The organism is Veillonella parvula, from assembly GCF_945949885.1.
GTDB classification, from domain to species: domain Bacteria; phylum Bacillota; class Negativicutes; order Veillonellales; family Veillonellaceae; genus Veillonella; species Veillonella parvula_B.
On the sequence record NZ_CAMFFZ010000028.1, the window covers coordinates 18,278 to 30,144 of the forward strand.

At 38.2% G+C, this 11,867-nt stretch carries 12 protein-coding genes; all 12 read left to right on the plus strand.

Translation table 11 applies throughout. From position 1 onward, the window contains the following. Positions 1-8 precede the first annotated feature (8 nt). On the plus strand, positions 9-1,022 hold the full coding sequence (locus Q7O55_RS08095) for a PhoH family protein (protein WP_303929651.1): 1,014 nt from the start codon (positions 9-11) through the stop codon (positions 1,020-1,022). 2 nt (positions 1,023-1,024) lie between these two features. After that, positions 1,025-1,501: an rRNA maturation RNase YbeY gene (ybeY, locus tag Q7O55_RS08100; protein WP_295816158.1), complete on the plus strand. Its 477-nt coding sequence runs from the start codon at positions 1,025-1,027 to the stop codon at positions 1,499-1,501. Beyond that, positions 1,494-2,393, plus strand: coding sequence for a GTPase Era (era, locus tag Q7O55_RS08105; RefSeq protein WP_303929652.1), 900 nt, complete (start codon positions 1,494-1,496; stop codon positions 2,391-2,393). Before ybeY ends, era begins: the two co-directional genes overlap by 8 nt. A 55-nt stretch (positions 2,394-2,448) precedes the next feature. Then, the gene (locus tag Q7O55_RS08110) at positions 2,449-3,780 is read left to right on the plus strand and encodes a hemolysin family protein (protein WP_278606951.1); all 1,332 of its coding nucleotides are present in this window, start codon (positions 2,449-2,451) and stop codon (positions 3,778-3,780) included. Further along, positions 3,767-4,468, plus strand: coding sequence for a DNA repair protein RecO (locus Q7O55_RS08115; RefSeq protein WP_303929653.1), 702 nt, complete (start codon positions 3,767-3,769; stop codon positions 4,466-4,468). Before Q7O55_RS08110 ends, Q7O55_RS08115 begins: the two co-directional genes overlap by 14 nt. A gap of 329 nt (positions 4,469-4,797) precedes the next feature. Continuing rightward, complete coding sequence (gene larE / locus Q7O55_RS08120) at positions 4,798-5,544, plus strand: ATP-dependent sacrificial sulfur transferase LarE (protein WP_303929654.1); 747 nt, start codon at positions 4,798-4,800, stop codon at positions 5,542-5,544. After that, positions 5,541-6,296 (plus strand): nickel pincer cofactor biosynthesis protein LarB, encoded by a 756-nt coding sequence (larB, locus tag Q7O55_RS08125; protein ID WP_303929655.1) that lies wholly within the window; start codon positions 5,541-5,543, stop codon positions 6,294-6,296. The genes larE and larB overlap by 4 nt, the downstream gene beginning before the upstream one ends. Next, positions 6,293-7,567, plus strand: coding sequence for a nickel pincer cofactor biosynthesis protein LarC (larC, locus tag Q7O55_RS08130; RefSeq protein WP_303929656.1), 1,275 nt, complete (start codon positions 6,293-6,295; stop codon positions 7,565-7,567). Before larB ends, larC begins: the two co-directional genes overlap by 4 nt. Before the next feature lie 54 nt (positions 7,568-7,621). After that, the gene (larA, locus tag Q7O55_RS08135; protein WP_303929657.1) at positions 7,622-8,899 is read left to right on the plus strand and encodes a nickel-dependent lactate racemase; all 1,278 of its coding nucleotides are present in this window, start codon (positions 7,622-7,624) and stop codon (positions 8,897-8,899) included. Positions 8,900-9,206: 307 nt separating this feature from the next. After that, positions 9,207-10,010: a DUF3100 domain-containing protein gene (locus Q7O55_RS08140; RefSeq protein ID WP_303929658.1), complete on the plus strand. Its 804-nt coding sequence runs from the start codon at positions 9,207-9,209 to the stop codon at positions 10,008-10,010. After that, the gene (locus Q7O55_RS08145; protein ID WP_129823060.1) at positions 10,003-10,464 is read left to right on the plus strand and encodes a hypothetical protein; all 462 of its coding nucleotides are present in this window, start codon (positions 10,003-10,005) and stop codon (positions 10,462-10,464) included. The genes Q7O55_RS08140 and Q7O55_RS08145 overlap by 8 nt, the downstream gene beginning before the upstream one ends. A 6-nt stretch (positions 10,465-10,470) precedes the next feature. Beyond that, positions 10,471-11,790 carry an amidohydrolase gene (locus Q7O55_RS08150; RefSeq protein WP_369691718.1) on the plus strand — a complete coding sequence of 440 codons (1,320 nt, stop codon included), beginning with the start codon at positions 10,471-10,473 and terminating at the stop codon, positions 11,788-11,790. Positions 11,791-11,867: the final 77 nt, after the last annotated feature.

Below are 11,867 nucleotides of genomic sequence, written 5' to 3' on the forward strand. Positions count from 1 at the left end.
GAGGTTGTATGAGCGAACAAATATTTACATTTCCTACATATGACCTAGCACAATCCATACTAGGTCAACATAATCGATATTTACATATGATGCTAGAAGTCATCTCCGCCGATGTAGTAGCTCGAGGTGATACGGTAGTTATCAAGGGTGATGAGGATCAAGTCAATGCCCTCTATCGTACTCTAGAAGAATTAGTATTTCTCTATCGTGAAGGCAGTACGATTACTGAGTCTCAGGTGCGTATTGCAGCTAAACTTGTCGCTAATGGTAAGGCTGATGCTGTACATACTATGTTTGAAGATACCTTATCTGTTAATATGCGTGGCAAAAATATTACGCCTAAAACGGAAGGTCAAAAATACTATGTAGACAGCATTCGTAAAAATACCATTACTTTTGGTATTGGTCCTGCTGGTACAGGGAAAACGTTCTTGGCGGTAGCTTTAGCTGCATTCTATTTGAAAAACCGTAATGTGGATAAAATCATTTTGACTCGACCTGCTGTAGAGGCTGGTGAACGATTAGGTTTCTTACCGGGTGAATTACAAGACAAGGTAGACCCGTATTTGAGACCCCTCTATGATGCATTACACGAAATGTTTGGTATCGAGCAAGTACAACGCTTTATGGAGCGCGGAACAATTGAGGTCGCACCTTTGGCATATATGCGTGGACGTACATTGGAAAATGCCTTTGTCATTCTAGATGAGGCTCAAAATACGACGGCTGAACAGATGAAGATGTTCTTAACCCGTTTGGGTAACAACTCTAAAATGGTAGTCAATGGTGATAAGACACAAATCGACTTGCCTCCACGTGTCGTATCTGGTCTCGGAGAGGCTGAAAAAGTATTGCGGCATGTACCTGGTATTAATATGGTTTACTTTAGCGATCAAGACGTTGTTCGTCACGATTTAGTAGGCCGTATTGTAAAAGCTTACGATCAGTATCATGAACGTAAATTAGCTGGTGAGACTGCGGAAACTAACGCAGCATCTAAAGAGTGTGTAGCGAAAGGATAAGCATGTATATAAACATTAGCTATGATGAAGGAATTCAAGAGGATTCGAATATTGAGGCTGTTATACGCAAGGTCTGTGATGAAGTGAGTCGCGTATATGGTCTTGAAGAAGATGAAATGAGTATTTTACTCTGTGATAATGCTAAGATTCACAAACTTAATAAGGAATATCGCGGTATCGATAGACCTACCGATGTATTGTCCTTTGCCCTTAATGAGGGGGATGATTACGAAGGTAGTAAAGAGGAACATCATCTACTCGGAGATATGATTATATCCTTAGAGCGCACTCGTGAACAGGCTATTGAATATGGACATAGTTTTGAGCGAGAATTAGCATACTTGACGACTCACAGCTGTTTACATATCTTAGGCTATGACCATATGAACGACGAAGATAAAAAAGAGATGCGCACAGAGGAAGAATTTATCCTAGGTAATCTCGGTTATGTGCGGGAGGATGCACCATATAATGAATAACAAGGAACATTTTAAATCAGGCTTTGTAGCTGTTGTAGGTCGCCCAAATGTTGGTAAATCTACCTTAATTAACGCTCTTATTGGTGATAAGATTGCTATCGTATCTGATAAGGCTCAAACTACTCGTAACCGTATCATCTGCGTATATACGGATGAATCTAAACAAATCGTATTTATGGATACACCAGGTGTTCATAAGCCAAAACATAAGCTAGGCGAATTCATGGTAGATGCTGCTATTGAGTCTTTAAAAGAAACGGAAGCTGTTTTATTTGTCGTAGCAGGCAATGAAAAACGTGGACCTGGGGATAACTTCATTATTGAACAGTTGAAACGTGTAAAAGTTCCCGTTTTTTTGGTAGTGAACAAAATTGATACACTCAAAAAAGAAGAGCTTTTAGAAGCAATCGTTTCTTATCAAGATGCATATCCATTTGCAGGTGTTATTCCAATTTCTGCAAAAGATAAAGAGAACTTATCTGAAATTCTTAAGGTTCTAGAAGAAACATTGCCGGAAGGTCCACAATATTTCCCAGAGGATATGATTACGGATCAACCGGAACGTCTTATTATATCCGATATCGTTCGTGAAAAAATCTTGTTAGCTACACGAGATGAAATACCTCATGCTATCGCCGTAGACGTAGCTGAAATGAAAACACGTGATGATGGTACTACCTATATCCGCGCTACAATCTACTGTGAAAGAGACTCTCAAAAGGGTATTATTATTGGTAAAAAAGGTGCTTTGTTAAAACAACTTGGTGCTGAAGCGCGTGCAGATATTCAAAAACTATTAGCTACAAAGGTTTACTTAGATCTTTGGGTTAAGGTAAAAAAAGATTGGCGAAATAAATCTGGTATGTTATCTGAACTTGGTTATAGAAAATAATTTGATATAATAAAAAGATAATAAGTATTTCCATAATCATATGAAAGGAATAAAGATGGATAGTGTAGATGGCCTGATACCCGTCGGGTTTGGTCTGTTATGTATTTTCTTAATTAACTTTTTTGTGGTTGCAAAGTTCTCCTTTGCCCGTCTTCGTAAAGAACATGTGGAGGATATGGATATCCTTTTAGAAAAGGATAGAGAGTTTTTATTAAAGCTCTATCAAAATCCTGAGTATTTTTTAAATACTACGCAGTTTTTGATTCTATTTTTTATCTTGGCCCTTGCAGGCACTGGTACCTTTGTATTTGATAATATCGTTGATCGTTTAGTGGCGGTTCTTAATATTCATAGTACATGGATGCATTTGGTACTAGATGTTATTTTATTACTATTAATTAGTTTAATCGTTTTAATCTTCGGCGAAATTGTACCTAAAGCATTGGGCTTATCCTTCCCTACGAAATACGTGAATACCTATAGCCGTATCGTGGTGGCTGCCGGTCGCTTGGTATATCCTTTTATTTGGATTGCTAGTAAAATTTCCAATGTTATTCTAGGCTTTTACAAAACAAAATATTTGACGGAGCTAGACCTTGTGTACTCTGAAGAAGAAATTCGTATGATGATTTCTCGAAGCCACGAGGAAGGGCAACTTGATCAAGTAGAGTCTGAGTTAATCGATAATGTTTTTAACTTCGTAGATCGCATGGCTAAAGAGGTTATGGTCCCTCGTCAAGACGTAGACTGCGTATTCGTTGAGGACGGTTACGATGAAGCTATGAAGGTTATCCGCTCTAAAGTACATACACGTTATCCACTCTGTGTAGAGGATAAGGATCACATTATTGGCCTTGTTCATATTAAAGATTTAATGGAACGCCCTAATCAAGCCCGTAAAGATTTGCGCAATATTAAACGAGATATCCTTACTGTTCCTGAAGTAATGAAATTATCTACCTTGTTGCAATATATGAGAACGCGCCGTATTTATCTAGCCGTTGTAGTAGATGAATATGGTGGCATGGTTGGTCTCGTAGGCTTAGAAGATATTATCGAAGAGTTAGTTGGGGATATTCAAGACGAGCATGAGCCGCATTTACCGGCTACGATGTCCTATGCAGATGGTTCCTTCGAGTTTGATGGCAAGGTCCTCGTAGACGAAGTAGAAGAGATTATGAATATTGAAATTGATAATTCTGACTCTGATACGATCGGTGGCTATGTCTTTGGTTTATTAGAACGTACACCAATCGTAGGTGATACGGTGGATGCTCATGGTTATACCTTTGAAGTTACGCAAATGCAAGGTTATCGTATTTCTCGCATTAAAGTAACACCTATACCAGTAGAGGAGCCAACGGAAGAAGAAAATGAAGAAGCTTAATGGTTGTTTTAATACGCCAGCCATCGTCATAAGTCGAAAAAAATATAAGTTATATTCCGTATTTACCTTTATTACTCCTGGCTTAGGTCTCATCCGAGCATCGATTCCACATAAGCGAATGATAACGATGCGTAACAGCTCCTATTTACGTCCGTTTAGTGCCATGTATATTACAGTCGTACCTGATGGGGAATATGTAAATGTTACGCAAATTGATGGCTCCTATGTGGTGGAGTCCTTAGATGTAAACCTCGATAATATTGCTTATGCAGCGGTAGCGAGTGAGCTCATTCAAGAATTATTTGCTATGTATGACGTAGATCGTAAAGTCTTTGATACGGTAGTAAATTACTCCAAGCAAATTCGACGTCGCAATGTACAATTGGGAACGATAATGCTTGGATGGCAATTATTATCCCTCGCAGGGGTTGTACCTAGTGCTAATGCTTTTAGCCATCAAGATGGAATCGATCCATTTTGGATGCAGGTGAGAGAATCAACGAGTCTTACTATTTCGCCCTCTGTAAAAGCCGCATTACCTCAGATTCTAGCTTATCAGTGGGGTGAAGATACGCCTTTAGAACTTCCGAAAACAATATGGAAGGAACTAGAAAAATTATTATTTTCTTACTGTGAACAAGAAATAGGTAAACCGTTACAAAGTGTTAAATTTTTGATGAGTATATAAAGATTTAATATATTTATTAAAAGGATTAATATATCTTTCGCTTATAATATTTTTTTCTTAATAATAAACCACTTGTCTAATAAAGGTCTTACAAATCTTTTTAAGTCAGGTGGTTTTCTTATATAGAAAAAAAGCAATTTGATACATCCACATTTATCTTATTTATGAGTTAGAAATATTAATTCAAAAAGTTTATACTACATACATAAGTTAGTTGTTTAATTGAATCTATAAGAATCTGTGTTGATAGAGTCTTTGTTTGGGACTCTATTTTTGTTTTTATATAGAATACTATAGAGTATAGAAAATTAATAAAGGTTACATAAGTTATGAATTTGGTAGAGTATTTAACGAGTCTTGGTAATATAGCAGTTGCCTTGTCAGGCGGAGTGGATTCATCTTACTTAGCATATGCAGCGAAACAATCTGGAATTCCATGCAAGGCATATACTGTGAAATCTCAGTTTGTGCCACAATTTGAATTAAATGATGCTAAGAAAATTGCAGAATTTATAGATATTCCCTTAGAAATCATAGATATAGATGTGCTTGCACATGATGATGTAACGAGTAATCCAGACAATCGTTGTTATTACTGCAAACATTATGTGTTCACAACGATAAGTGAATATGCTAAACGCGATGGATTTACCGTAGTATGCGATGGAACTAATGCAAGTGATGATATAGATGATCGCCCTGGTATGAGAGCCATAGTTGAGCTATCTGTTAAGTCGCCATTGCGAGACTGTGGCTTAACAAAATCTGTGATACGCAAATTAGCCCAACAAGCTAATTTATTTACTTGGAATAAACCATCCTATGCTTGCTTAGCTACTAGATTTCAAGCGGGACAACGCATAACTGGTCATGATTTAGAACATATCGAACTAGCAGAAAAATATTTATTTTCCTTAGATTTATCAGATTTTCGTGTTCGTTTGATAGGAAACAATGCTAAAATTCAAGTTCCTGAAAATCAAATTGCTATTGTTATTAAAAATAGGATAGAGATTCTCACATATTTAAAATCTATGTTTGATGATGTTGTATTAGATTTAGAGGTGCGTTCATGAGTGAAAACATTAGAACTCTTTTAGAGCAAGTAAAAAATAGACAGGTAGATGTGGATGCCGCCTTATTAAAGCTAAAGATGAAGCCTATAGATGATTTAGGGTATGCAAACGTTGATTTACATCGTCAATTGCGCCAAGGTGTGCCAGAGGTTATATATGGTGCTGGTAAAACTAGTGAACAAATCGTGGGTATTATCTCCTCCATGCAGTCCAACGGGCAAGGTCACATATTGATTACACGCTTAGCACCTGATGTGGCCGCAGAGATTCAAAAACAACACTCATTGATATATATTAAGGATGCTCATATTGGGTATATTGGTGACATGCCTACGAAGAAAACAGAATCTAGTATAGCTATTGTTACTGGCGGTACAAGTGATTATAAAGTAGCTGAAGAATGTGCTATTACGGCTGAGTTTTACGGTAATAGGGTCAATCGAATTTATGATGTAGGTGTAGCGGGCATTCATCGATTGTTACAACATTTAGATACCATCATGACTGCTAAGGTTATCGTTGTTATTGCGGGTATGGAAGGGGCCTTAGCTAGTGTAGTTGGTGGCCTCGTGGATGTACCTGTCATTGCTGTGCCGACTAGTGTAGGCTATGGAACGGCCTTTGGGGGCGTGACGGCATTATTATCTATGCTCAATTCCTGTGCTAGCGGTATTACTGTTGTCAATATAGACAATGGATTTGGTGCTGCTTATACGGCGAATATGATTAATCATATAGGTGAAAGTAAATGAAACGATTATTTTTAGATTGCCAAATGGGCATTGCAGGCGACATGCTGACCGCTACATTACTCGGTTTAGTAGATGACTCTAAAATGTGGATAGAAAGGCTTAATCAAATAGGATTGCCTGATGTTACCTATACACTAATACCGAAAGAAGATAAGGGATTACAAGGCTATCGGGTAGCTGTTACCATTAATGGTATAGAAGAATCTGAAAATCATGATGAGCATCATAATCATCATGATGCTTATCATGAACATATCAAACATAGTGAGACACATGGGGACGGAGAACATTCGAAGCATCATGTACATAGCGAACAGCATGTGCATGGCCGAGGATTACAAGATGTAAGGGATATAATTAATAGTTTATCTATTTCTGATACGTGTAAACAGAATGCTGTAAATGTATATAATTTGGTAGCACAAGCGGAGGCTAAGGTTCATAAATCAACGGTGACACAAATTCATTTCCACGAGTTAGGTATGCTTGATGCTATTGCAGATATTGTGGCCGTTTGTGTACTCATAGAGAAATTGAAGTTTAATGAGATTATCATCTCTCCTATACATATAGGAACTGGAACTGTTCACTGTGCTCATGGAGAACTACCTGTACCAGCACCAGCAACAATGGAATTATTAGCTGGTATACCAATATATGCAGATTATCAGATTAAAGGAGAGCTCTGCACTCCTACAGGTGCTGCATTAGCACAGTATTTTGGCACATCGTATAGTAATATGCCTGTTATGACACCAGCAAAGGTATCTTATGGGTTCGGCACGAAACAATTTGAGAGACCAAATTGCATTCGAGCCTTTGTAGAACTTTTACATGATTCAGAGGATACAATCATTGAACTGTCTTGCAATCTCGACGACATGACGCCAGAAGAAATTGGCTATGCAGTAGAACAGTTAGTTCTTTCATCAGCTTTAGATGTATTTACCACACCGATTATGATGAAAAAACAACGACCTGGCACGATGCTGACTGTCCTTTGTAAGGTAGACGATATCGACAATGTGCGAGATTTAATCTTTAAGCATACTACAAGCCTTGGTATTCGGTACCATCGCTGTGATCGATATATTTTGAACCGGTCTACAGGAGATATAGACTGGGAAGGGCATACAATTGCTTTCAAAAAAAGCTATGGTTTTGGTGTGGTGAAACATAAATATGAATATGATTCGCTCGCTGCCATTGCTAATTGTAATGATATGAGTTTATTAGACCTTAAACGACAATTGCGTAATAAGGAGGATTGATTTGTCGTAGCAGGTTATTTATAGTTTGATAGTTTTAGTTAAGGAGTGATTCTCATGAAAACATTTAATGTACCCTATGCTAAAGGCTTTGTAGAAATCAATATTCCTGATCAAAATATAGCAGGTGTATTAGAATCTAAAGCACATTCTTATAAGGCGGAGCTTTCACAAGAAGCATTGGTAGAACATGCGCTAGATAACCCTATCGGCAGCCAACGCTTGGAAGAATTGGTTAAGGGTAAATCCAACATGGTCATCATCACAAGTGATCATACGCGTCCAGTGCCTAGTAAAATTACGATGCCAATTTTACTTCGCCGTATTCGTGAAGCCAATCCATCCATCGATATTACTATTTTATTAGCTACTGGTTTCCATCGCCCTACTACACATGAAGAAATGATAGATAAATTCGGTCCTGAAATCGTAGCCAATGAAAAGATTGTAAACCATATCTCTGGCGATGCTAGCCAAATGACTAAAATCGGCGTGTTGCCATCCGGTGGGGACTGCATCATCAATAAACTAGCTGTAGAAACTGATTTATTAATTTCTGAAGGTTTTATTGAACCTCATTTCTTTGCGGGTTTTTCTGGCGGTAGAAAAAGCGTATTGCCAGGTATTGCTTCCGAAGTAACTGTAATGGCAAATCACTGTGCTGAATTTATCAACAGCCCCTATGCTCGTACAGGTATTATCGAGAACAATCCAATTCATAAGGATATGGTATACGCTGGACGTACTGCAAAATTAGCATTTATTTTAAATGTTGTCATCGATGCTGAAAAACATATTATCAATGCATTTGCTGGTGATATGGAACGAGCTCATGAAACAGGCTGTTCTTTTGTGTCTGAACTAGCCAGTGTAAAAGCTGTACCAGCAGACATCGTCATCACTACAAATGGTGGTTATCCTTTAGACCAAAACGTATATCAAGCTGTAAAAGGTATGACCGCTGCTGAAGCATCCTGTAAAAAGGATGGTATTATCATCATGATTGCTGCTTGTAATGATGGTCATGGTGGGGAATCTCTATATGAAAACCTTAAAAATGCAAAAACACCTCGTGAATTACTAGACCGCATTGCTAAGGTTCCTCGTAATGAAACAATTCCAGACCAATGGGAAATGCAAATCTTGGCTCGTATTCTAGATCAATTTACAGTTATCGTTGTGACAGACCAATGCGATCCTAAGATGCTTACAGATATGCATTTGCAACATGCTAGCACATTTGATGAAGCATTGAATAAGGCTTTGGAATTAAAAACTAAAGATGCAAGTATTACAGTTATTCCTGATGGCGTATCTGTTGTGGTGAAAGCTTAATTTGAATCAGTATATTGAACTATTAGATTGTGCTTTATGAATAAAATAATAAACCATCTATTTTTAGTAGGTGGTTTATTATTTTATATAATGACTTGGTCAATTAAATTTCAAAGAATAATATGCTTTTATTAAAAAAATTTAATTATAAATACTTACTTAATGAAGTATTATGAGGGTATTAAAGTTATCTTTAAGTATAAAATGGATGGTTCTACACATAGATGACATATGAAGTTGACTCTATAAATACAGATTATATATAATTAAATAATATTTATATTATATATTTTTATGGGAGGTCATTATGCAGCTTTTGGGTAATCTCAAAATCCACTTTTTAGCGCTCGTATTAACCGTAGTCGCTGAATATGTGGGTATCAAGAAGCTAGGTCCTGTTGTATTGTTACCATTATTGTACACATTGATTCTAGGTTTATTAATTTCTATTCCTAAGTTTAAGATTCTAACAATTGAACAAATGGAAAAATCCGCTGATTATATCGGTATTGCCGTTATGATCTTGATGGTAAAAGTAGGTCTTGGTATCGGTCCAAATCTTGGTATTCTTACAAGTGCTGGCTGGGCATTGTTATTACAAGAGCTTGGTCATTTCTTTGGTACTATTGTATTCGGTTTACCGGTAGCATTATTAGTTGGTATGCGTCGAGAAGCAGTAGGTGCTTGTTACTCCGTAGACCGTGAGCCGAACGTAGCAATTATTATCGACAAATTTGGCTTTAGCTCTCCTGAGGGCCGTGGCGTTATGGGCATGTACATTTGTGGTGTTCTTATTGGCGCTATGTGGTCCTCCGTATTAGCAGGTATGTTAGCGCAATCTGGATGGTTCCATCCATTGGCATTAGCAATGGGTGCTGGTGTCGGTAGTGCTAGTATGATGGCGGCAGCTACAGCTCCAATCATTGCAGTATATCCAGATTATGAACAACAAATTATGGCTCTTGCTGGGGCGGCAAACTTGTTGACTACCGTTCTAGGCGTATACTTTGGCCTATTTGTTTCGTTACCAGTTATGGAGAAAACATACAACTTCTTTACAGGCCGTACCCGTGAACAAGATTTAGCAGAGGAGGCAGCACATCATGAGTAAAAGTGAAAAATTAACACAATTTGTCATCGTTATTTGTATCGCTGCTATCATCACTGCAGTAGGTAACGTAATGGATGGTAAACATCTATTTAGCGATAGCTTAGTTGGCGTAGCTATCTTAGCAGTCCTTGCTACGATTGGTGCTTTGATCTCTAACTTGCCATATGCGAATAAATTACCTATGGTATTCTGGGTTTCCTTAGTGGGTGTTGTTGCATCTTTACCAGGTATGCCTGGACAAGAATGGATTATCGCTAAAACTAGCCAAGTTACATTCCTTGCTACTACAACACCTGTACTTGCTTATGCAGGTTTATCCTTAGGTAAAGACCTTGGCGCATTCCGTCGTTTATCTTGGCGAATTATTCCTGTTGCACTAGCTGTAACAGCAGGTACTTTCATCTGTGCCACAGCATTGGCACAATTAGTACTTCATTTAGAAGGTTTAATTTAGGAGCTGATTAGCCGTATGACAAAGGAAGAAGTAAAACAACGTGTTTGTAAAGCTATTGTTGATGTACAACCGCGTTTACGAGAACTAGCAGAATCTATTATGGCTGAACCTGAACTTGGTTTTAAAGAGGTAAAAACTTCTAAAAAGGTTCAAGATATGTTTGATGAACTTGGCATTTCTTATACTACAGGCCATGCACTGACAGGTGTAAAGGGTAGAATGAAAGGCCGAGATAGTAAATATACGGTTGCAATGGTGGGGGAATTAGATGCCATTCTCTGTCCTCGCCATCCTCGTGCCGATGATTTAACAGGCGCAGCCCATTGCTGTGGTCATAATGTACAAATTACAAATATGTTTGCTGTCGCTATGGGCCTACAAGCTGTCATGGATCAACTCGCTGGGGATGTCGTATTATTTGCTGTCCCTGCAGAGGAAATGATTGAAATTGATTATCGCAATAAATTGCGTGAGCAAGGAAAACTCAAGTATATGGGTGGTAAGCAACAACTTATCTATGAAGGTGCTTTCGACGATATTGATATGGCGATGCAAATGCATGTGGAGACAGCCAAAACTCCAGCTGGTGAAATGGGGCTTGGTAGTACCTCTAATGGTTTTGTATCTAAACTGATTGAATATCACGGCAAGGTAGCTCATGCGGCTCAAGCACCTCATGAAGGTATCAATGCTCTTAATGCTGCTTTGATGGGTGTTATGGGGGTTAACTCCATTCGTGAAACTTTCAAAGAAAGCGATTATTTCAGATTCCATCCCATCATTAATCAAGGCGGTACATTGGTTAACTGTGTGCCTGATTATGTTCAAGTTGAAAGTTACGTTCGTGCCTCTAATATTGATGCTATCGTAGATGGCAACCATCGTGTAAATCGGGCCTTAAAAGCCGGTGGTGATGCAGTAGGGGCCACTTGTGTAATTAAGGATTTACCAGGTTACTTGCCGATGAGAAACGATGTTCGTATGAATGAAATGTTACGCCAAAACTCTAATCCGCTATTTGGTGAAGAAAATGTATTCCAAGGGGAGCATATGACTGCTAGTACTGATATGGGCGACGTATCTCATTTGATGCCTGTTATCCATCCTTGGGTTGGTTGTATTAATGGTGTACTGCACAGCGCAGAATATGAAATCTCTGTACCTGATGTAGCATATATCAAAACAGCACAAGCATTGGCTATGACAATCGTAGACTTACTGTACGATGACGCGGCAGGCGCTAAAGATGTATTAGATAACTTTACACCAGCATTAAATAAACAAAGCTATATTGAGCTATTAGACCGCATTGCTAAGGGTGAATAAAATAAACCACCTATTGAAGATGATGAACTGCACCCCAAAAATTGGACACAATTTTTGGAGGTGCAGTTTTTTATGTC